The organism is Bacillus sp. MRMR6, from assembly GCF_001940785.1.
Taxonomy (GTDB): Bacteria; Bacillota; Bacilli; order Bacillales; family Cytobacillaceae; genus Neobacillus.
This window is the reverse complement of sequence record NZ_MSLS01000012.1, coordinates 92,278-113,467: the sequence shown is the minus strand read 5'-3', so window position 1 is coordinate 113,467 and position 21,190 is coordinate 92,278. Positions and strand designations below refer to the sequence as shown.

At 39.2% G+C, this 21,190-nt stretch carries 29 protein-coding genes; 7 read left to right on the top strand and 22 right to left on the bottom strand.

Annotated features, from left to right (window positions below; all coding sequences use genetic code 11):
• Positions 1-7: 7 nt before the first annotated feature.
• Together BTR25_RS13665 and BTR25_RS13660 are read right to left on the bottom strand one after the other, a co-directional pair.
• Complete coding sequence (locus tag BTR25_RS13665) at positions 8-487, bottom strand: CcdC family protein (RefSeq protein ID WP_075688597.1); 480 nt, start codon at positions 485-487, stop codon at positions 8-10.
• 102 nt (positions 488-589) lie between these two features.
• Positions 590-1,297 (bottom strand): cytochrome c biogenesis CcdA family protein, encoded by a 708-nt coding sequence (locus tag BTR25_RS13660; RefSeq protein ID WP_075688596.1) that lies wholly within the window; start codon positions 1,295-1,297, stop codon positions 590-592.
• Positions 1,298-1,554: 257 nt separating this feature from the next.
• On the opposite strand from BTR25_RS13660, the gene BTR25_RS13655 reads away from it, so the two are divergent.
• A complete protein-coding gene (locus tag BTR25_RS13655) occupies positions 1,555-1,728 on the top strand; it encodes an aspartyl-phosphate phosphatase Spo0E family protein (RefSeq protein WP_075688595.1) in 174 nt (57 codons plus the stop codon).
• A 210-nt stretch (positions 1,729-1,938) separates the two neighbouring features.
• Here the strand turns inward: BTR25_RS13655 and BTR25_RS13650 are convergent, their stop codons facing one another.
• From BTR25_RS13650 to yneA, 8 genes are all read right to left on the bottom strand, one after another.
• Positions 1,939-3,732 carry an ABC transporter ATP-binding protein gene (locus tag BTR25_RS13650; RefSeq protein WP_075688594.1) on the bottom strand — a complete coding sequence of 598 codons (1,794 nt, stop codon included), beginning with the start codon at positions 3,730-3,732 and terminating at the stop codon, positions 1,939-1,941.
• Between the two features lies 1 nt (position 3,733).
• Positions 3,734-5,485 (bottom strand): ABC transporter transmembrane domain-containing protein, encoded by a 1,752-nt coding sequence (locus BTR25_RS13645; protein ID WP_075688593.1) that lies wholly within the window; start codon positions 5,483-5,485, stop codon positions 3,734-3,736.
• A 167-nt stretch (positions 5,486-5,652) separates the two neighbouring features.
• Positions 5,653-5,874 (bottom strand): YneF family protein, encoded by a 222-nt coding sequence (locus BTR25_RS13640; protein WP_045519419.1) that lies wholly within the window; start codon positions 5,872-5,874, stop codon positions 5,653-5,655.
• A gap of 75 nt (positions 5,875-5,949) precedes the next feature.
• A complete protein-coding gene (gene sirA / locus BTR25_RS13635; protein WP_075688592.1) occupies positions 5,950-6,390 on the bottom strand; it encodes a sporulation inhibitor of replication protein SirA in 441 nt (146 codons plus the stop codon).
• A 411-nt stretch (positions 6,391-6,801) separates the two neighbouring features.
• A complete protein-coding gene (gene tkt / locus BTR25_RS13630) occupies positions 6,802-8,808 on the bottom strand; it encodes a transketolase (RefSeq protein WP_075688591.1) in 2,007 nt (668 codons plus the stop codon).
• A gap of 818 nt (positions 8,809-9,626) precedes the next feature.
• Complete coding sequence (locus BTR25_RS13625) at positions 9,627-9,857, bottom strand: DUF896 domain-containing protein (RefSeq protein ID WP_075688590.1); 231 nt, start codon at positions 9,855-9,857, stop codon at positions 9,627-9,629.
• Positions 9,858-9,941: 84 nt separating this feature from the next.
• On the bottom strand, positions 9,942-10,589 hold the full coding sequence (locus BTR25_RS13620) for a YneB family resolvase-like protein (protein ID WP_075688589.1): 648 nt from the start codon (positions 10,587-10,589) through the stop codon (positions 9,942-9,944).
• A gap of 12 nt (positions 10,590-10,601) precedes the next feature.
• A complete protein-coding gene (yneA, locus tag BTR25_RS13615) occupies positions 10,602-10,922 on the bottom strand; it encodes a cell division suppressor protein YneA (protein WP_075688588.1) in 321 nt (106 codons plus the stop codon).
• A 160-nt stretch (positions 10,923-11,082) separates the two neighbouring features.
• Here yneA and lexA point away from each other — a divergent pair, with 160 nt between their 5' ends.
• Both lexA and BTR25_RS13605 read left to right on the top strand, forming a co-directional pair.
• Positions 11,083-11,706, top strand: coding sequence for a transcriptional repressor LexA (gene lexA, locus BTR25_RS13610; protein WP_075688587.1), 624 nt, complete (start codon positions 11,083-11,085; stop codon positions 11,704-11,706).
• 141 nt (positions 11,707-11,847) lie between these two features.
• Complete coding sequence (locus tag BTR25_RS13605) at positions 11,848-12,141, top strand: hypothetical protein (protein ID WP_075688586.1); 294 nt, start codon at positions 11,848-11,850, stop codon at positions 12,139-12,141.
• Positions 12,142-12,463: 322 nt separating this feature from the next.
• Here BTR25_RS13605 and BTR25_RS27650 read toward each other — a convergent pair whose 3' ends face one another.
• The 7 genes from BTR25_RS27650 to BTR25_RS13585 form a co-directional block, all read right to left on the bottom strand.
• The gene (locus BTR25_RS27650) at positions 12,464-12,622 is read right to left on the bottom strand and encodes a hypothetical protein (RefSeq protein WP_175596784.1); all 159 of its coding nucleotides are present in this window, start codon (positions 12,620-12,622) and stop codon (positions 12,464-12,466) included.
• Between the two features lie 46 nt (positions 12,623-12,668).
• A complete protein-coding gene (locus tag BTR25_RS13600) occupies positions 12,669-15,350 on the bottom strand; it encodes an ATP-binding protein (protein WP_083652374.1) in 2,682 nt (893 codons plus the stop codon).
• Positions 15,329-16,000 carry a M23 family metallopeptidase gene (locus BTR25_RS13595; protein WP_075688585.1) on the bottom strand — a complete coding sequence of 224 codons (672 nt, stop codon included), beginning with the start codon at positions 15,998-16,000 and terminating at the stop codon, positions 15,329-15,331. The genes BTR25_RS13600 and BTR25_RS13595 overlap by 22 nt, the downstream gene beginning before the upstream one ends.
• On the bottom strand, positions 15,981-16,115 hold the full coding sequence (locus BTR25_RS28470; RefSeq protein WP_303046837.1) for a hypothetical protein: 135 nt from the start codon (positions 16,113-16,115) through the stop codon (positions 15,981-15,983). Before BTR25_RS28470 ends, BTR25_RS13595 begins: the two co-directional genes overlap by 20 nt.
• Complete coding sequence (locus BTR25_RS28465; protein ID WP_303046836.1) at positions 16,105-16,233, bottom strand: hypothetical protein; 129 nt, start codon at positions 16,231-16,233, stop codon at positions 16,105-16,107. The genes BTR25_RS28470 and BTR25_RS28465 overlap by 11 nt, the downstream gene beginning before the upstream one ends.
• Before the next feature lie 13 nt (positions 16,234-16,246).
• Complete coding sequence (locus BTR25_RS13590) at positions 16,247-16,618, bottom strand: hypothetical protein (protein WP_075688584.1); 372 nt, start codon at positions 16,616-16,618, stop codon at positions 16,247-16,249.
• Between the two features lie 143 nt (positions 16,619-16,761).
• Positions 16,762-17,016, bottom strand: coding sequence for a hypothetical protein (locus BTR25_RS13585; RefSeq protein ID WP_075688583.1), 255 nt, complete (start codon positions 17,014-17,016; stop codon positions 16,762-16,764).
• A gap of 151 nt (positions 17,017-17,167) precedes the next feature.
• Between BTR25_RS13585 and BTR25_RS13580 the strand changes: the two genes are divergently transcribed.
• The 4 genes from BTR25_RS13580 to BTR25_RS13565 all read left to right on the top strand — a co-directional run bounded on the left by BTR25_RS13580 (position 17,168) and on the right by BTR25_RS13565 (position 19,415).
• Positions 17,168-17,359, top strand: a complete 192-nt coding sequence (locus BTR25_RS13580) for a helix-turn-helix transcriptional regulator (RefSeq protein WP_075688582.1) — start codon at positions 17,168-17,170, stop codon at positions 17,357-17,359.
• Positions 17,360-17,533: 174 nt separating this feature from the next.
• Positions 17,534-17,740, top strand: a complete 207-nt coding sequence (locus tag BTR25_RS13575) for a hypothetical protein (RefSeq protein ID WP_075688581.1) — start codon at positions 17,534-17,536, stop codon at positions 17,738-17,740.
• 258 nt (positions 17,741-17,998) lie between these two features.
• Entirely contained in the window at positions 17,999-18,346 is a 348-nt protein-coding gene (locus BTR25_RS13570) for a hypothetical protein (RefSeq protein ID WP_075688580.1), read from the top strand.
• Between the two features lie 58 nt (positions 18,347-18,404).
• Positions 18,405-19,415 carry a type II TA system antitoxin MqsA family protein gene (locus BTR25_RS13565; protein ID WP_075688618.1) on the top strand — a complete coding sequence of 337 codons (1,011 nt, stop codon included), beginning with the start codon at positions 18,405-18,407 and terminating at the stop codon, positions 19,413-19,415.
• A 42-nt stretch (positions 19,416-19,457) separates the two neighbouring features.
• Here the strand turns inward: BTR25_RS13565 and BTR25_RS13560 are convergent, their stop codons facing one another.
• The 5 genes from BTR25_RS13560 to BTR25_RS13545 are packed head-to-tail and all read right to left on the bottom strand — an operon-like array spanning position 19,458 to position 21,190.
• The gene (locus BTR25_RS13560) at positions 19,458-20,144 is read right to left on the bottom strand and encodes an N-acetylmuramoyl-L-alanine amidase (RefSeq protein ID WP_075688579.1); all 687 of its coding nucleotides are present in this window, start codon (positions 20,142-20,144) and stop codon (positions 19,458-19,460) included.
• 15 nt (positions 20,145-20,159) lie between these two features.
• Positions 20,160-20,426: a phage holin gene (locus BTR25_RS13555; RefSeq protein ID WP_075688578.1), complete on the bottom strand. Its 267-nt coding sequence runs from the start codon at positions 20,424-20,426 to the stop codon at positions 20,160-20,162.
• Positions 20,426-20,710: a hypothetical protein gene (locus BTR25_RS13550; RefSeq protein WP_075688577.1), complete on the bottom strand. Its 285-nt coding sequence runs from the start codon at positions 20,708-20,710 to the stop codon at positions 20,426-20,428. Before BTR25_RS13550 ends, BTR25_RS13555 begins: the two co-directional genes overlap by 1 nt.
• Positions 20,711-20,736: 26 nt before the next feature.
• Entirely contained in the window at positions 20,737-20,865 is a 129-nt protein-coding gene (locus BTR25_RS28460) for a CD1375 family protein (protein WP_303046835.1), read from the bottom strand.
• Position 20,866: 1 nt separating this feature from the next.
• A complete protein-coding gene (locus tag BTR25_RS13545; RefSeq protein ID WP_075688576.1) occupies positions 20,867-21,190 on the bottom strand; it encodes a hypothetical protein in 324 nt (107 codons plus the stop codon).

Here is a 21,190-nt window from a genome sequence, read left to right as displayed (position 1 = left end):
CTTAAAACTAAATGGGTTTGACACGGTTAAGCTGCTTATATAGATTTTTATAATCTCTGTACATGGCGATCCGCCAAGGTACAATCATACTAAAAGCAAGGAGGAAGAACATTCCGCTAAGTTCTCCAAAATCAATGGTAGAACTCAGAACTGTTTTTAATCCTAATCTAACAACTAGTAAACCTATTAAAATAACGGCAAAGGCCTTCGATCTTTTTAGATAGATTTCGTTATCACGAATCTCGAATTTAGATGTCTTGATTAATAATATGGAAAATAACATTCCTACTGTGACGACTTCCACTATTTCTAGGGGAGTTAATCTAAAATCTGGCACGATATACATGAGTGCACCACTAGACATAAAAACGGGCGGCATGATAATTTTCAGTGCATTTGTAGGTTTCTTAGCCGCTTTCATCCGGACAAATAGTGCGAAAAAGCCCATAAAGACGGCGCCTATTGATGATATTACAACAAAGTTCATCTGGAATTCCAACTCCTATTAGGAGATTACTGTATTTAGGTTCATTTTACCTAACCGATCATATCCACTTATTATACTGTCCTGAACAGAACATGCAAGCTTTTAAAACCCTGTAAATCCGCCAAACATGCCGCTAAAGATAATAATAATTTTCGTCATCCAGTCGAAGAAAAGGACAACCCCCATGGCAATCATAATCCAACCGCCGATTTTTACAATCTTACCACTGTTTTGGCGAATCCACTTCATTCTTCCAACGAAGAAAGAAAGAATCAGGAATGGAATAGCGAAACCTAGGGAATAAGCGGTCATATATAATACACCTGAACCAGGGTTTGAGGCAGCAAGTAAAATAACTGAAGTTAGAATTGGACCGGTACAAGGTGTCCAGCCTGCAGCAAATGCCATCCCAATCAATACTGAACCAATATAACCAGAAGGTCTATGCTTGAATTCAATTCTACGATCCTTCATTAGGAAATCAGGATTGAATACCCCAACAATCATTAATCCAAAAAGGATGATAAAGATTGCACCTAGTTGACGGATTAGATCTTTGTACTCTAAGAAAAAGCGGCCAATAAACGAAGTACCAAAGCCAATTGCAATAAAGATGGCTGAGAATCCAATTAAGAAAAAAATAGTATGTAGTAGGCTTCTTCTTTGGAGAAGAGCATTCTCAGCTTTTAACTCCCCGACAGACATCCCGGTGATATAGGATAAAAACGCTGGGTAAAGCGGCAAACAGCATGGTGAAATAAAACTCAAAAATCCAGCACCTAAAGCCAAAATAATATTTACATCAGACATATTAACACTCCCACTATAGTCGATACTCCTTTATTTTAACAAAACAATAGACTAAATGATAATGGTTAACATGAATATTTTGTGTCTCTAGAAATCGCGTTCATTTCTTCCAAAAAACACCAAACGTATATTTGGTTATTTTTTTACAAATTTCTTTGAATTTATTCCCAAGATAGGTTATACTAGTAAAACATTGTCATTTTGTTGCCTATTTTTTTACTAAAATTATGGGAGTTTCTCCGGAAAGGATCTCGGCCGTGATCAAACAAGATCTAATCTCAATGATAGAAAACAAGCGTGCTGAACTCATTAAAGTAGCGAAGACGAACGGTTTGACTTCATCCGTTGCCATCCGCTACAGCCAGGAGTTAGACCATCTATTAAATGAATATAATCGTAGGTTCATTCAAAAGGTTACGAACGCAAGCTAATATATATAGGTATTTTCATAGCGAAAGCCTGACATCTCTGTCAGGCTTTTTTGGATGACGTCATGATTTTCGCGAAATCCGCTCCCTTTCCGCAGGCTCACCGCTGAGCCTCCTCGGTCGTTCCGACCTGCGGGGTCTCATCTGTCTCGTTGTCCTGCAGGAGTCTCGCGGATTTCGCGAAAATCAATTGAGGCTTACGTGAATGTCCTTCTAATTAACAGCATCCTCTAAACGTTCAACTGCTCCATTTTGCAAGAGGAACATTTTATGGTAGAGTCCACCTAAAGCTAGCAGCTCTTGATGGGATCCTCTTTCTACTATTTCACCCTGGTGAAGAACTAGAATTAGGTCTGCGTCCTGGATAGTGGATAAACGGTGTGCAATGGCGATCGTCGTCCGGCCTTTTCGCATTCTTGCAAGGGCTGTTTGAATCGCTTCCTCTGTTTCCGTATCAATATTCGCGGTTGCCTCATCGAGAACAAGGATTTTCGGATTGGCTGCAATCGTCCGAGCAAAGGCAATTAACTGCCGCTGACCACTTGAAAAGGTAGAACCTCTCTCAACAACCCGATGCTCATAAGTGTCTTCTAATTTCTCAATAAAGGAATGTGCCTGAACAAACTTTGCGGCCTCTTCAACCTGTTCATCGGTTAAAATCGTATTATGAAGACGAATATTGTCCTTCACAGAACCATAAAACAAGAACGGATCCTGTAAGACAAGGCCCATTTTCTCTCTTAATTCTTGCTTGGAGAAATTGCGAATCGAAACACCATCAATATATATATCTCCACGCTCATACTCGTAAAAGCGCATTAATAGATTGATGATTGAGCTTTTTCCACTTCCTGTATGACCGACCAATGCAACGGTTTCCCCTGGGTTGGCGGTGAATGTAATGTCCTTTAAGACATCCCGTTTTCCATCATAGGAGAATGTTAAATTCCTAATCTCGATTTTTCCTTTTGCAATCGAAAGTGATTCTTCTTCCTTTTGAGCTGGAGCCAGCTCTTCCTGGTCCAATAATCCAAATACTCGAGAGCCCGCAACAATGGCTTGTTGATACAGTGACAGCCTCATCATCATGTTGTTTACTGGTTCAAAAAAGCGATCCAGATAGTTAACAAATGCATAAAGCACCCCGATTTCGACTGAGGTTTCAAAAGATGCTAACCCAAAATAATTGATCACGATGATTAAACCTAAGATTGAAATCAAATCAACAGCGGGACGTAGTAGTAATCCATCAATCTTAATATTTCTCATTCCAGCATTATAGTGTTTCTCATTAATATCTTCGAACTCTCTCCGAAGTCTTCTTTCCTGGCGAAAAACTTGGATAATGCTCATGCCCTGCAACGATTCACTTAGTTTTGCATTCAGCTGGCTTAATCTTTCGCGCATATCTAAATAAAATCGTGCACTTAACTTTCGATAGAGACTCATAACGAATACAATGAGCGGGATAAAAATCAGACAGAAAAATGCTAGTTTCACGTCTAAAATAAACATCGTAATAAAAATACCACCAAGTAAGAACCCACTTTGGATAAACGTTGCCAGTACGGTGACAAACATATCCTTTATCGCTTCGGTATCATTGGTAACCCTTGAGACAATGCTTCCTGCAGGTGTTTGGTCAAAGTATTTTAATCCGAGTGACTGGACCTTAGAGAAAACATCAATTCGAAGCTGCTGAATAATTTTTAACGCGATTTCCTGAAATTTCACCAGCTGAAAGAACAATAAACCCGCTTTTACAATTTGAATAGCTAGGTAGCTTGCTCCAAGAATAAAAAGAGGTTGGAAGGCCATATTACCTGCTGTCAAGTGATCATCAATGAAAATTTTTACTAAAATAGGACCAACTAACTCTCCTAATGTAGTCAGCAAAAGGAGCGCAAATGCTAGTGTTATAGTTTTTTTGTGTGGTTTTGTATAAGAAAGCAAACGAAATAGAACTTTTCTTTGCTCTTTTTCAGTTAGTTGTACTGATTTTTCCATCCTACTGCCCTCCATGTTCAACTAGTTCTTCTAGCTGCTGGCGTAAATACATCTCTCTGTACCATCCGCCTATTTCCATTAGTTCATCATGTGACCCTCTTTCAGAAATCTTTCCATCGTCAAGAACTAGAATCAGATTGGCATGTTGAATGGCACTTAATCGGTGTGAAGTTATAATCGTCGTTTTTCCTTCGCGATTTTCTCTCAAGGAAGAAAGGATTGCTTCCTCCGTCTTCGCATCGACAGCGGATAAGGAATCGTCCAGAATTAACACCTCTGGTTTCATCATAAGCGCTCGGGCAATGGAGATTCGCTGTTTCTGCCCACCGGATAAGGAAACTCCACGTTCCCCAACAACGGTTTGGTAGCCATCAGTAAACTGAAGAATATCCTCATGGATACTCGCCAATTTCGCGGCTTCATGAATCTCCTCTAACGATGCATATGGATTTGTAAAAGCAATATTTTCCGCCACTGTGGCAGAAAACAAGAAATGGTCTTGTGGGACATACCCTATTGCCTCTCTTAATTTTTCCAGCTTATAGTTTTTAATCTTGTAGCCGCCAAAAAGGATTTCACCTTGATAATCCTCAAATTCCCGAATAAGTAATTTTAAAAAGGTGGTTTTACCAGCACCAGTTTTACCAACAATTCCAAGCGTTTCGCCTTTATTTAATAGGAAGGAAATATCCTTTAACATTGGTTCTTTTTCGCCTGGGTAAGTAAATTCTGAGATTTCGTATTGGATATCACCGCTAGGAACTATCTCTAAGGAATCCTTGTGATCAGTCACCTCAACCGGTTCCCTAAGCAAGGCTGCAACACGATCATAGGAAGCACGGCCGCGCTCAACAATGTTAAACAACCAGCCGAAGGCTAGCATCGGCCAAATTAATAGACCCAAATAGGTAGTGAAGGCAATTAACTCTCCAATGGTTAACTCTCCTGCTAAAACAAATTTGGACCCAAATGCAATCGCTAGGAAAAATGAAATACCAACAATAATGGAAATCGTGGGATCATAAAGGGAATCGATTTTGGCCACGACTATATTTTTTTGAACCACATCTTCTGACTGTTTGCGGAAATCCTCAATATCTTCCTTTTCCTGTCCAAAGGTTTTAATTACCTTAATCCCCGAAATACTTTCCTGTGTTTTATCATTTAATGATGAAAATGCTTCCTGTGCCTTATGGAAGGTGCGATGCAACATCGTGCCAAACCAGCTCGTTAATAGCGCCATAAACGGCATCGGAATTAAGCAGATTAGCGTTAACTTCCAGCTGATTGTAAACGCCATCGTTAATATGACGAACCCACCGGTCGAAAGTGAATCAACTAAGGTTAATACCCCAGCACCGGCTGTTTGCTGGATCGCCTGCAGGTCGTTCGTCGCATGGGCCATCAAATCTCCCACTCGGCGTTTTTGATAAAACGCTGGGGACATGTTAGTGAAATGGTGATATAAGCGATTTCTCAAGAGCTTACTAAGTTTAACCGATGAACCAAAAATTTTAATTCTCCAATAATATCTGAGGACATACATCCCGATCCCAGCCAATGCAAGAATACCGATCCATTCGAACAAAATTGGTTTCGTTAATGTCTTGTCATTGATATGGTCGGCGATGATTCCAATCACCTTTGGCGGAACAAGCTGCAGCAATGCTACAAACATTAAGATGATAATTCCGGATATGTACGATTTTTTTTCCTGCTTAAAAAACCAGCCTAAATCTAAAAATACCTTCATGATAACTCCCCCGACGTGCCATTCTGTTTAGTAATGATTATTATTTTAGAAAAATCATTTCGATTTACTAACGATTAATTTTATCAAAAATTCCCAAAATAATAAAGATTATAAATATGTGTTGAGACAATAAAAAAGCACCCATTAGTATGAGTGCTTGTCCGATATTATTTGCCTTGCTGTTTATTCATTGCTGACATCATTTGGTTGATCTTCTTTTGAGAAGGCTTCATACCCATTTGCATCATCATCATTTTTAACATTTGTTCATTAATTGGCGGATTTTTCTTTAAATAGCTCATCATATATCTGCGAGCAATGAAAAATCCTAGAGCTACACCAGCTACTAACGCTAGTACAACAACTAGAATCCATAAACCTGTACCCATTAAACTTCCTCCTTCATGTTGTCTATCATACAGTGTACTAAATTAAACGGGAATATTCAATATCACTTTCGCTGTCTAAACATATTTTCTTTCTTTTATTGGCTTTAACCATCCGAAACGTTTATGGTCCATATCCAGCGCTAAAAAGGAAGATTCACACTTTCTTAACACTTCAAAAAAGACTGTTTCCGCTTCATAGCTACCGGATGCTTCTACTGTAATTAAATCTTGGAACACTTGTAAATTTGCCCTACTTAGTTTTCCACTTAATTCAAATGAATAGGTACCTCGTTCTGCACGAAATTCCTTTTTCTTCCCTAGCTGTTTTTGAATGAGTTGATGTATTTTTAAAACCTCTACCGTTTTCGTTATATAGGAAATTTGTTTTTTGGTAATAAATTTAAGTTCGCCGTCTGCTTTGTCATGTTCCTGAAAAAGATGAAAAAACATCCGTTCTCTTCCGAAGTAATGAGAGGCAAATTCATCTTCTATTAAATAAAGTTGATATTTTCTCACCAAAATCTCCCCTTCGTTGATTACCCTTTTAATCATTATAAGGAAATACTATTAAATCTTTTGTCTTACGGTGGCAAAAACTTTCACTTTTATTGTCGAATTCATAAGATTCTTACAAATTTAATTATATCTTACAAATAAAGGCATTGTCACTCAGGTTCGTGGACATTCATTGAACGTTCAATTTTGACTATTATTCATTATTATTGGATTGTGATATTTTTGGGGATGGAACGATTCCTTCAAGGCAGTAAAGTCTTTGACAAGGGAATCGTTCGAGCTCTACGCTTCGCTTTTAAGACAAAAACAACAAGTGCATTACTTAATTCCAAATAAAAAATGACTACCCAATGATTAAACATTAGATAGTCATTTCTCATTATAAAACCGTTCTCACCATAAGGACGGTTTTTATTTTTGCAATAATGCTTTCACACGAGCGACAACGTTGTTTACGCTGAATCCATATTCCTCCATTATTTTTTCACCAGGTGCTGATGCTCCGAATGTATCAATGGCTAATACATCACCTTCATCACCTGTATACTTGTGCCAGCCTAATGAAGAACCCACTTCAAGGCCTAGACGCTTTTTCACACTCTTCGGTAAGACAGAATCTTTGTATTCCTGTGATTGCTGCTCAAAGCGATCCCAAGAAGGCATGCTCACAACTGATGCATGAATCCCATCGCCCGCTAATGCTTTTTGTGCTTCAACCGCAAGGCCTACTTCAGAACCTGTTGCCAGTAAAAGTGCATCTGGAGTTTCTTTGTCAGCAGGTGAAATGACATAAGCACCTTTTGAAACACCTTCATACGCGTTCTTATCAGTATCTTTGATAGTTGGTAGGTCTTGACGAGTTAACACTAACGCAGTTGGCTTGTTCGTTGACTCGATTGCAAGCTTCCAGGCAGCTGAGGTTTCATTACCGTCTGCAGGACGAATGATAGAAAGACCTGGCATTGCGCGCAATGCTGCAAGCTGTTCAACCGGTTCATGTGTCGGGCCGTCTTCCCCAACCGCAATACTATCGTGGGTGAATACGTATGTGACAGGTAGTCCCATCAATGCCGCTAAACGAATTGCCGGACGAAGGTAATCTGAGAATACAAAGAATGTACCACCAAATACTTTTACCCCGCCGTGTAGTGCAATACCGTTCATCGCTGCGCCCATTGCAAACTCACGGACACCAAACCAGATATTACGGCCTTCATAGGCACCAGGCATATAGTCGCCAGATCCTTTAATCATGGTCTTATTTGAGCCTGCTAAGTCTGCAGATCCACCGATTAGGATTGGCAGGTTCTGTGCGATACTGTTTAACGCTTCACCAGAAGATGCACGGCTCGCAAGGCTTTTCCCTTCACTGTATACAGGAATATCTTTGTCCCAGCCTTCAGGAAGTTTATGATTTAATGCTTCTTCTAGCTGAGCACCAAGCTCAGGATAGTCTTTCTTATATTGAGCAAAGGTTTCGTTCCATTCCTTTTCCTTTTTCTCACCATTTTCAACAATGAGTTTTTGGAAGTGTTCGTATACCTCTTGCGGTACATGGAAGTCTTCATCGAAAGTCCACTTATACGCTTCCTTCGTCAGCTTTAACTCATCTGCCCCAAGCGGTGAACCGTGTACCCCTGAAGTTCCAGCACGGTTTGGTGATCCATAACCAATGACCGTTCTTACTTCAATCATGGTTGGGTGATCAAGGTCCCCTCTTGCTTCTTCTAAAGCATTAGAAATTTCTTCAAGGTTGTTGCCATCTTCAACACGGATATACTGCCAGCCATAGGATTGGAAACGTTCCTTGACACTTTCAGAGAATGATTTATCTAAATCACCATCAAGTGAAATATCATTTGAATCATATAGGACGACTAACCGGCCTAATTTCAAATGTCCTGCCAGCGATGCTGCTTCAGCAGACACACCTTCCATTAAGTCACCGTCACCACACATACTGTATGTAAAATGGTTCACAAGTTCATAATTATCTTTATTGTAGACACTCGCTACATGGCGTTCTGCCATTGCCATTCCAACTGCCATCGCAATCCCTTGTCCAAGTGGACCCGTTGTTGCTTCAACGCCTTCTGTATGGCCATACTCAGGATGTCCTGGAGTTTTACTTCCCCATTGACGGAATTGCTTTAAGTCATCCATCGTTAAGTTGTAACCAGATAGGTGCAGCATGCTATACAATAGTGCCGAACCATGTCCTGCTGATAAAACAAAACGGTCACGGTTAAACCAATGTGGATTTTTAGGGTTATGGTTCATGTAACGAGTCCATAGTGTATAAGTCATTGGTGCCGCGCCCATTGGCATCCCAGGATGTCCAGAATTGGCTTTTTCAATGGCATCAATGGAAAGTGTACGAATAGACGTTACGGCCAATGCATCAATAGTATCAAACATGTACAAAATCACTCCCGATTCAATAGGATAATAACAAATTTAATAATATAGTTCTCTTGTTGGTAATTCAACAAATAACATCAAAATGGAGAATAAAACTCATTTTGTTCTTTATTTTGCCACAGACATGAGGCTTTATGTAAAAACTGTTTAATTGTGTTAAGTGTAGATTTTTTGTGAAGTCTGCTTGCTCCCTTTCTGCGGGCTCACCGGCGAGCCTTCTCGGTCGTTCCTTGAGGCCACTGAAAAAGTGCTAAAATTTAGGCTGTTATGAACTTGGGTGCTGATTGGAGACAATCTGGCACTTTACTTTGTCCCGCAACTTCCTCAGGTGAGACATTCTAGCACTTGTTTCAGTGGACTTTGTCCCGCAACTTCCTCAGGTGAGACATTCTGGAACTTGTTTCAGTGGACTTTGTCCCGTGACTTGCTCGGGAGAGACATTCTGGCACTTGTTTCAGTAGACTGTGTCCCGCAACTTGCTTGGGAGAGACAATCTGGCACTTGTTTCAGTAGACTTTGTACCGCGACTTGCTCGGGAGAGACAATCTGGCACTTGTTTTGGTAAACTTTGTCCCGCGTCTTCGGGAGAGGTAAGCTGGCACTTGTTCAGTGCCCTCCGTTCCCCCTATGGGATCTCACCAGCTTCGTTATCCCCCAGGACGTTGACGTTGAGCAACCTTCTCCAAATGAACAGCGCACAAAGGAAATGCGTAAATGCGTAGATGCGTAGCATTTACGAGGAGTCGCGCAGATTTTAAAAAAATCACCATTCCTTTACTATGCCATGTAAAAAAGGAAAACAATTGATGTTTTCCTTAGTGAAGGTTATTTTTCTTTCTTTCTGTAATTTTGGCAGGCGTTACGTCGTTTCCTTCTGGATCAATAATTTTTGTATTGGTTAATGTATCTAACATCGCACTGCGGAAGGTAGCTAAGTACTCACTTCTTAAACTTGATTGTTCTTTTGCTTCCGTTTCAGTTAATCCAGACGTCTTTGCTTTTCTAGCTAATTCATTGATTCTTGCCATTTTTTCATTTGAGAGCATCTATAAAAAGCTCCTTTCACGTATTAAACATTCTAATAAGGAATGATTCTACTAAAAAAAAGACCATCTGACAAGGCAAATGGTCTACTGCTTTTGTGAGTCTACATACTCTTGGTATCTTCTATGGACGGTGGCTTTTGAGATATTATATCCGAAACCCCTTAGAGTAGCTGCGATTTCTGAGAAAGTTAATTCATTCTTGCGTAGTCTAACAATTTCCTCAAGCGGGACTTCTATTTTCTCCCTGCCAGAATGATCTCCTTGGTTTTTAAGATTTTTCTCTGGTTTATATCCTTGTTTCACCGCACGTTTCATCCCGCGTTTAATTTTAATATTATGTAGTTTCCTTTGATATTCTTCAACCATACCGACAATCTTCATGACCATGGCATCGGATTCTGACAGCTGTAACTCACCATTATTAGAGATACTATATAGTTTGGCATTTTCTTTTAAAATACAATGAAGCAAGGCGATTTTCGCATTTCCTCTTCCCAACCTGGTCTCATCTTGAATCAGAACAGCCTGTGCTTGCTTTTCTTTTAGGAAATCTAATAACTCTAGAATCCCGTCTCTTTCAAGATCATACCCACTAGCTTGTTCCTTAATGACCGTTAATACTTCAAATTGATATTGTTTAGCGAGGTTAAGAAGTTCCTCCTCCTGACGCTTTAAAGAGGTTTCTTGAGTTTCTTTATTTGTACTTACCCTACAGTATATGATCGCTTGCATTACTTCCTCTTTCTATTCCCCAGCTGCACTTGCAAACTCATTTGAAGACAAGACTTCATGGTTAACGGGAATGATGATGACTTCACCAGGCAAAATGATATCCCTAATATTATTATGTTTTTTTACCCAGCTGACAAATTCCTTGTTTGATAAAGAGTGCTGATTAGCATATTCACTAGAGATTTTCCAAAGAGAGTCCCCTTCAGATATAGTAACCGAAAGGTATTTGTTGTCTTCAACAGCGTTACCTCGTAAAGATAAAAGAAATGCTAGAGAGCAACTTAAGATTATTAGAAAAATAGCATAAGAGTATTGATTCAAAAGGTTTTTCATTATTAAAATCCCCTCACCAGAATATATGTTCGCCTTATTTAATTTTATTATAATCCGAACATTCGTTTGTTGTCAACCGTTTTCTCGAACTTATGTTTGTATATCTTTAATAGCCATGATATAATGAAGACAATACATAAATAGTGCGAGGTGTATCTATATGACAAAGATATCAAAGCGGCAACAGGATATTCTCGACTTCATCAAGGGGGAAGTTAAGAAAAAAGGATATCCGCCATCTGTTAGGGAAATTGGTGAAGCAGTTGGACTAGCATCTAGTTCCACAGTACATGGACATTTAGCTAGATTAGAGAGCAAAGGACTTATCAGGCGAGATCCAACCAAACCAAGAGCAATTGAAATACTAGAAATGGATGAGCACATACACATCCCTAGAAATAATGTTATCAATGTTCCGGTTGTTGGTAAGGTAACAGCTGGAATGCCTATAACTGCTATTGAAAATGTTGAGGAGTATTTTCCGCTTCCTGAGAGATTAGCACCCGCTGACGAACAAGTATTTATGCTAGAAATCATGGGTGAGAGTATGATAGAAGCAGGTATCCTTGACGGGGATTATGTGATTGTGAAGCAACAGCAAACTGCTAACAATGGTGATATTGTAGTTGCCATGACCGAGGAAGACGAAGCAACCTGTAAGAGATTTTTCAAAGAGAAAGATTACATTCGCTTACAGCCTGAAAATTCCACAATGGAACCGATTATTTTAAAGAACGTTTCAATTTTAGGTAAAGTAATCGGAGTTTATCGTCATATCCATTAATCCAAAAAACTAGCACATGGCTGCTAGTTTTTTTATTTGTGCAGTGTTCATAACCGTATTAACATACCCAACAAATCATTTTTCACTTTCGTACCTATTTCCCCTTTATCTCCATATACTGAGTATAAGGAGAGGAAACTTATGAAAATTGAAGCTTTTGATATCGAGACGCTGAAATTGATTAGAAATAAGCTTGATACGATTTCCTTTGTTGCCAAAAGCCATTATCAGGACCATCCAGAATTAATGGACACCATTGAAAGTTTGTCTAAAACGGCAAAAATGTTTGCAAATTTGAAACTCCAAGAATTGACCGATCAAGTAGAAACAAACGGTTCTCAAGGAGGAATTGTGGCAGCCATTGGCAACTCTTACTCTAGAATGACCGAGTATCAAAAACAAAAGGAAGAACACTTTCCAAATTGGAAACTATAGATAAAGTGAACCTTCCATCAGGCGTGGTCTTACTACCCGTTAATGCGGGATAAACAAAAAATTCCTTGCCGCTTTTTTGCGGCAAGGAATTTTTATAAATTAATACATGCTCAGGTACTGCTCTCTTTCCCAAGGGTGTACCACTGTACGGATTATATACCCTGTTCCTTCTATATTATATAACGTTTCTAAATTACTAGGGTATAGGGTCTTTTTTATTTTATATTTTCATATCTTTGTATTGTTTTATAACTCCATGTGGGCAAGATGGGGGCATTTGTGTGGGCAGATTATTCTGGACTAAACAAAGAAAAAAAGTGTCCTATTGGACACCCAAAATCGTTTTAATATGGTATACCAGGGTCTTGAGCTCCTTCTTGAAAGATTTCTTTTTAGGTTCTCTAATAATCAACTGAACCTTCTTAGGGCAACTGATCACAACCGGCTTACCTTTTCTCATTTCAATGACAACTGGACGCATTGTGCATCTCTCCCTTCTTACCAGAAAAGGTTCATAGTCTGTGCGACTATGAACCAACTATTGCTCTTTCAAGCAAAGCCTCAATCTCTTCAAAGTGCCTTCCAAACATCCTCGAATGCCGCTTAGTAAGGAATGAATTGTCATAAGGTTTATATCTCTCATAAGACGGCTTAAGCGTCCTGACCATAAAGGCTGGCTTGCGTTCTCCGCCAAAATTTAAGATGCAGATGGCGTGCCTGGTCGTCTTTGTGTTTGGAATGTTTAAAGCTTCATCTATCGTAATAGGGTGTAGCTGAGATTCTAATTTCGAGAAGGTTTTTTCGTTATCATTTTTAAACAGCAACCAATTTACTCCGCCCCCGATCAAGTCCTCGGATATCTCTTTTAACTGCCCCATGTGATGACAGGCAAATATGGATCCTAGTCTCTCCTTCCTACCCTGGACAGCGATTCTTGATAATAACTTAGCTAATCCCGCATTTTCAGACAGGTAGGTCTGAGGCTCGTTGAAGACGATAAACGCTCCATTGCCCTGGTCTTCTACGGTCATAAGCATACGAGTCATTAAGACTTTTAGCGTGATCCAGTGGACTAATGTACGAACGGCTACCGTTGACAGGATACGGTCAGGTACTCGGAAGATAATAACCTTCCCCTCTTTCATCCATTGTTCCAAATTCATTTCTTTCTTAGGAGGCTGGGCAAATATCTCGAATAGTGTAGAGTCGCCCATAAACTCATCTAGTCGGTTCAGAATCGCACTTGCTTTCCCGTCCAGCGCCTTTTGCCCATCCTTTGTACATTTCATCTCGGATGAGGTGATTTCCCCTTTACTGTTTTTCTTTTCATGCAATTCATACACGCTTAAGTACTTCTCGATTTCCTCTGCTATTCTCGGCTTACCTTCAAGACGTAATCTTTTAGCCGTCTCTTCCCGGAAACCTTCGTCCTCTAGTAAGAGTTTGATGTTATAAAGGCTGCCGTTGGACGCCTGGGCAAAGGCTCTTAAGATTTTACGGCTCTGCCCCATTGACTCCACATCTCCGAAAAAGTCGATGAGTTCATTGGCGAAACGGTCCGCACCTTTTCGGCCTATCTTTTCCATTACCTCTGTTAGATCTAGAGGAGGCAAATAGTTTTCGTCTGATAAATCGATATCAATGAGTCTTTCTGGTGGAAGGGTATCACGGATACCGTTTGCCATGCCTTGCAATCCATCTTTATTCACCTGGTCAATGACAATAAAACTGATATCGTGATTGAGAGACGCCTCCGTAACAAAGTTCTGGATAAAGGTATCTTTCCCGCTCCCCATCCCACCCATGGCTACATAACCCTTATACGTTTCCTCAGGGTTGCCTAAAGGGATGCCCATTGGATTCTCTTTCCCTTTTAATTCCGAATGCCCGAAAAGTATGCTGTTGCTTTTTACTTGTTTTTTCTTAGGCTGCTGATCATTAATTTTAATGTTATTGCTACCTACACTAATCTTGATTCCATCGATATCCACATACTCTTTTGATTCTTTGTGTATAAATATAGAGGAAATGTCCGTTTCAACCTTTTTGTTTACGGCCAGCTCGTTTTCATACCGCTGCTGAATAGTTGAGGTAGGCATTTGAATAGCTACCTTTGATATCTCATCACACGATAACAGAGAAACATCTCCGTCGGCTTTGGTTGTCTTGGATAAGTGCAGCGTATTTAATTCCTCAATGACTTCACGTTTACGCCTTTTAAAGCGTATCTTAAAAGGAACTAACTCGTTGTCTCCAGCGATTTCCGAGAAAGAGCTACTGATGGTATTTGCAATTAAATCAGCACGAAGCTTATTTTCCGTGACAGCAGCTACTCTGATCCGGGTTTTCCAAACCGGGTGATTGAGTTTTTCAGATGATTTTGCACTAGGTCTACTGCTATTTAACTCATCAATCAATGCACTTTTCTTATCAACGATTTTCTTCTTTTCAAAGCCTTTATCACTCTTAAAAAACGTATTGCCGATTGCGTTCATGGTGTCATTTAAAACGTCATATACTTCATTAGCGATAACCGAGATTCCATTCTTTAACGCTTTCTGTGCCTTACTAGGGGTAATTCTTGCTCTCACAGGAATTCGCCCCTTACTTAACTTTTCCTGTGCCCAGTGACCATTCTGAGCCCATCTCTTACGGTCCGTTGTTTCAGTACAAACTGATAGTCTGGCAAAGTCGCCGTCCATGGATATGTCATCTAATGCGGTGAGGATTGAAGCAATCGGTGTAGTTTGTTCGGTGGAATTGACTCTGAGAGAAAAAATGTCATGTCGTAATAGGCGTATTTCCTGAAGGACTGTTTTATCACTATCAGGGATTTCTAGAGCTTTGGTTTCTACCACTTCAACTGTCACTTTCATGTAGTTCTCGAGGATCTCTCTGAACTTCTTCGCCCATATTTCAGACGTACTTACATAAAATTCAACCCGTTTTTCTCCTTTATCTTGTTTAAAAATGACGTCAAACCAAATCTGATCCTTCTCCCGATAAGTAAATTTGAACCCCTCTCGACTTATTCTGGATGGCATCTTATCGTAAATTTCGTACATCTTATGAAGGACTCTCCACATTTTCGAATTTTGATTATTGGTCACGGACATATGAGGGATGATTCGATAAGTGACCATGGCATTGTTTTGATAAGCAAAATACTCAGATAGTTTGATCGATTTTATTTTCCTAAGATAATCCATGAGACCACTCCTATCATCGCAAATCCCCACCGGGTTATATACTTTGGAAAATTACCTGAAAACATAATGGCTATTCCAGCTGCTATTGTGATTCCTGTGCCGATCTCAGGCATTAGGTCCGTAAGGGTATGACCTAACCAGGTTAACCACTCCTGGAGTGTATTGGCTGCCGGTTTTGCTACCATATCCATCTCAGCCCCGATAACCTTATCGGCAAAAGCATTGTATTTATCCATTAAGAATTGACCAAAACTTACTTTTTCGCCTGACATGTTTGAGACTTGATCTGCTAAAGGTGTCGGGTCTATCCAATCTCCACCAGCATCTTTCATCCCATAATGAAGATGAGCTCCAGTAGAGTTTCCTGTATTCCCTGAAAAGCCAATAAACTCACCTGCCTGGAGCTTCTCACCCTCGACAACTTTTATATCTGACATATGGCCATAGATGGAAAGTGTACCGTCCTCATTTCGAACGAATACCCCTTTACCTAAATTCTTTGGGCCGAAATCCACCACTTTCTCGACCACTCCATCCATGATACTCCGAAGCTCCGTGCCTTCTGGCATTGCTAAATCAATCCCTTTATGTGGAATATTGTTACGCACCATCGAAAGTTCGCCATATTCACTAGATAACTGGAATTTCATGAACTTTCCCTCCTTTTTGAAGGAATTGATTAAAGTTTACCGACTTGATCGGTTTATTTTTGACGTATAAACGATAGGCGACAAAACACAGCATGATCACCGTTTTAGTTCCCATCGATGTCTCCCTCCCTTTTTAATTCAAACAGTAGTTGGACAAGGAACTCCACTTCCTCGGTTTTTTGTACGGTAGCTATCCTCAAAAGTTGTTCTAGGAATACGATAGACCTGCTCACTACAACTACCTCCTTAAATTCCTTTTAGAAAATCACGAATATCAATTGCATGACGCGCAAGTATATAACCAGCTGCCCCGCCTATTATTAGCTCAAGCGCTTTAGGTCGATGCCCAAACATCCAGGCAACACCTGCAAAAATAAACACGCCTACCACAACCCAGTCCACACAATTCATAACTGCTTTCCACATTTTATCGAAGGTTTGGTCAGCTGTTACCTCAGCCGCTGCCCAGGCTGATTTCGGTACCATTACTGCCATTAGCCCTCCACCAATACTAACCAATTTCAACAATTTTTTATCTTCCAGCATTTTTAGTAAATCACCCTTTGGAAATTTCTCATTGCTTACAAATTGCTTAAAATTTAATGTTTGAGTTCTCATAAATTTTTTCGCTCCTTTTGAATAATTTCAAATGACCAGGGCAAAATAAAATTAATTCCTTATAAAGAGGTGAACAGAATGTTCTTTCTTATCGGTGCTGGAGTAGGTGCAGCTGTAGGCATTTTAGTTAATGTGCTTGTAGGTTAATCCTTTTTTATATAACGAATTCCACCATTATTAGCTTTAATCACTTCCACACGAGGCGCCTCAGGCGTCTTTTTTGCTTTTTCCGCTAAATACTCTGCTTTCTGCTTTTGATACTCACGATCCACTAACGTTTTTAAAAAACCGCTGGCATTTCTTTTCTTCCCGCTGGGTAATTTTGTAACGAATTCATAAAGATTTCGCTGTTCCGGGTCTTCAGTATTTAAACACAATACAACGCGTTCTATGCCCACGACTTATGGCCTCCTTTACTAACTGGTTTACAACTAGCAGGATTTTTTGCAACCAGTTTAGAACTACTTAACTAACCAGTTGCTAAAGTATATTGGGCTTTTTACAAAATAATGCAAGTCTACTTAAAAAATATTTTAAGGAGAATTGAAAATGAAATGTAGATTAAAGGAGATTATGAAGGAAGAAGGAAGGACTCAAAGATGGTTAAGTGAAAAAGTAAATGCAAGTATGACAACAATAAGCTCCATTATTAATGAGAAGAGTATACCTGCTTTGCCGTTGGCTTTTAGAATTGCGAAAACTTTAGGAAAGAGAATTGAGGATATTTGGTACGAAGAATAAAAAATAGCCCGCCAGACAGTACTGGAGGGCTTAGGAATGTTCATTTTTATGTAAGCATGCAATGGGGCTAGGGACGCTTGTAGCGCGCTAGCACTACGCTAAAGCTTATGCAGGGGTATTGCAATAATGCCTGTTTCGCTTAAACTGTAACATAAATGTAATCAAGGAGAATTTATGAGTATCTTAATTGAGGTTCACTACATTTCAAGTGAAAGTAAGATAATGAGGAGAGGTTCCTTTCCGCTAAGAGGAAAAAGCAAAGAACAGGTAGCCCTATCCTGGTGGAAAGAGATAAAAAGAGAAATGCCTTACGGCGCCGAATTAGAGATACTAAAAATTGACGGCGAGGATGTCACTGAGGTAATTAAAGAAATGGTTTAAGCCCCTCTCGAATGATAAGGGCTTTTTTTCCTTTCAAAGAAAAAAACAATTTAATTTGGAAATTAATCGCCAAAGATCTTCTATATCCGTTATAATCATTAAAGTCCTTCATTGTTATTCCTCTATAATATAAATCGTCGAAACGTGTCACATTACGATAACTTTTGTCGATTCCATTACATTTCGGTATCAATTGGTACTGTTTTTGGGTATACTACTTTTACGGAGATGATTTTTTGCACTTAATGGGGAATACTTTTGTCTAATATTAATGCAATAGCCTTTCTACGTGAAGCTAAACAACTCATCTCTATCGGAAAGAAAGATTTCATACCTAGAACATACAGCCATCCTTCTGGTAGTAAGGTTAAATGGAAAGAAGCTCTTTTGCATATTGGTTTAACTCAACCTAATCAGGTATGGGATGAAGTACTAAAGTTAACCCCAAGTGATTATATCGATGGTCCATGCATTGATAATGATCGACCTAATGACGGCAAAACCATATGGATTTTCAAAAAGGAAGTTAATGGTTTTTTGACTTATATTAAAATGAAAATCGATCACCGTGGTTGTGTATGTTTATCTTTCCACGAAGACTGGTAGCAATTCTTTATCAAATAAAAAATTAAAGTGATGGGGGAAATAAACAATGGAGGACACTATGATAGTAGCTAAATTTTGTGATAATTGTCATCAAGATGTTGAAGCTGCGATTATTGAACGTCATGCCACCTATACTTTTAAGGGCGAAACCTTTGAAATAACTGAACGTGTTCTACAATGTAAGAAATGCGATGAAGATTTATATGATGAAATTTTGGATTCAGAGACAATGAAATCACTTACTAACCTTTATGAAATGCGTATCGGTTTGTCTCTGGAAGAAATTAAATCTATCCGTAACCAATATGGGTTATCAATGGATTTATTTTCGCGCATTTTGGGGTGGAGTAAATCAACAATCGTACGGTACGAAACCGGAAAATACATTCCAGATTCTTCACATATGCATGTTCTTAAAAAGCTTAAAGAAAACCCGGAATCTCTAGATGAGTATTTTACACTTAATAAACATAAATTTAACGATAAGGAACAAGCAAAGATTACTGAGAAACTTAATAATAACGACCAAGCAAAAGTCGAAAAAGGACTAGTTGAAGCTCTTCAAATTAATTATAAATTACATGAGAAAACAATAGATTCAGGATATAGTCAGTTTAGCCTTAATAAATTAATAAACATGATTTTATATTTCACTCAAAATGGTGTCCCAAAAACCAAACTAATGAAGTTGTTATTTTATACTGACTTTTTAAATTATAAACGAAATTTACTTTCTATGAGTGGAACTCCCTATGTACGCTTACCCTATGGACCGGTACCTAAAGATCATGATTTATTATTATCTTCAATAGCTAAAAATGACTTAATAGAAATAGAGTATGATTTTTATAACGAGTACACCTTTATTAATATAAAATCCAAGCAGGATTTCGATGATACCTTATTTGAAAGAGATGAAATTAAAATAATGCAATCAGTTAAAGAACACTTTAAAAATTATGGATCAGGAGCAATAAGTGACTTCTCACATGAAGAAGAAGGATGGAAAAACACAGAAGACAGAGAAATAATATCTTATGATTACGCTGGTACCCTTCAATTGAATTAATAACATTTAGCCCCTACTCAAATCGAGTAAGGGCTTTTTTTCTTACTCATGTACAATGTAGGTAGAGTATCCTTTTGCTTTTAACTCAGCTGCAAGACGATCTGCATTTTCTTTTTGTGAAAATGCACCTACCTGGACTTTGTATAATCCACTTGTCGGAGCTGTCACTGGCTTAGGTTGCACAATCGGTTTATACGGTACCCCTTCTTCTTTACAGATCGCTCTGACCACGCACTCATACATACCCTCGCGATACTTCTTATCTTTAATCTTTTCTGATTGAGGTCCATCCACAAAGTCATACTCAATGATGGTTACTCGACAAGCACCTGTCTCTCTGTGCATATAGTAATAGTCACCAGTACCGTATTTTTTGAAGTACACTGGTTTCGGTCGGACCGGGTATCCAGCAGCTATAAACTCATTAATAATACTATATTCAAATTTTCCATCTGCATAGATTGAGTGGATAGTTTCTACACCCGAACCGCCACCAGCGTTGAAATGGTGAGAAATACCTTTCAGGTACTTTTTGCAAGTACTTGTACGTGCGCCTTGTGCCAATGTAGTATCAGCGGTCCGAGTAACATCACTACCAATGCCGTGTTCTGCTAGTCGTTTATTAACATAAAGTGCCGCCTCTAATGTATATACTTTCTCTGTGTTACCTTTTGCTACCGCTCCTGGATCTGTACCACCATGCCCGCCATCTTGAATCCAATCAGCCATTATTTACCCTCTCCTTTATCTAGGTTCTTCATACCCTTTGGCTCTCTCGCTATCTCCATATCCTGAGGTAGTAGGATCCTGGACTAACCCCAACATCGCTAATAGCATAAAAATAGCGTTAGCTAGTGCTAACACCCATCCTTTTACCTCTTCTGTTAACTGATAGTCTGTAATGCCTAATCCAGTTAGAGCAACTAATACTAGCTGCACGATAATCATGATTTGTGAGACAAAACCTGCCACCCATGGCCAATTTTTAAAACGTACTTTCCAGTTAATCATTATGAGCACCCATCCTTTTCAACTGTATCAAGCCTTTTATGCGCTTGTTTGGTTGACTCTTCTACCCTTGTTACACGTTCGCCTAACGCCACCATTTGCCGCTCATTAGCTTTTAAATCTATGCGGATATCATCCACACCTTTGCCGATATAATCGAGCTGTGCCTGGATTTTTGCATCCTGACGAGTTTCTGATTTTGTAGTGTTTTGTTTGTTAAGACTGAAAGCAAGATAAGCAATGACCACCGATGCAAACGATATTAAAACTCCCCATTGTAATTCCAAGACAGCACCTCCAAAATAAAGAGCACCTAAGCTGCTAGGTGCCCTAATCCTTCGTTTTCCAATATTTGTTTGACCTGGGGTTTTAACAGATCAGGTACATCCGAATACTGTTTTTGACCTTTAATAATGTAAGTAGCATATAGCATCGCTAACATATTACTCACCTCCCCCTAAGAGCATTTCAGCGAGTTCCATGATAGCCATTGCATTCATTTCATTTGCTTCTTTTGCTTCCTGCAGTTGAGCTTTTAGTCCGGCTACCTCATCTTTTTTACCAAATAATAGTTTCTTATCTTGAGCAATAATTTCGGGTGTTACCTCACCTGAGACAATTATTAAGTCATCCAGTAAAAGAAACTCTGTTTTTATCCCCGTTAGTGACCCGTCATCCCATGTAATGTTATTCCCATTCACAATAGGATTATAGACTTCATCTACTATACTTATAACCTGTGCATCTTTATATAATACTATTTTCAT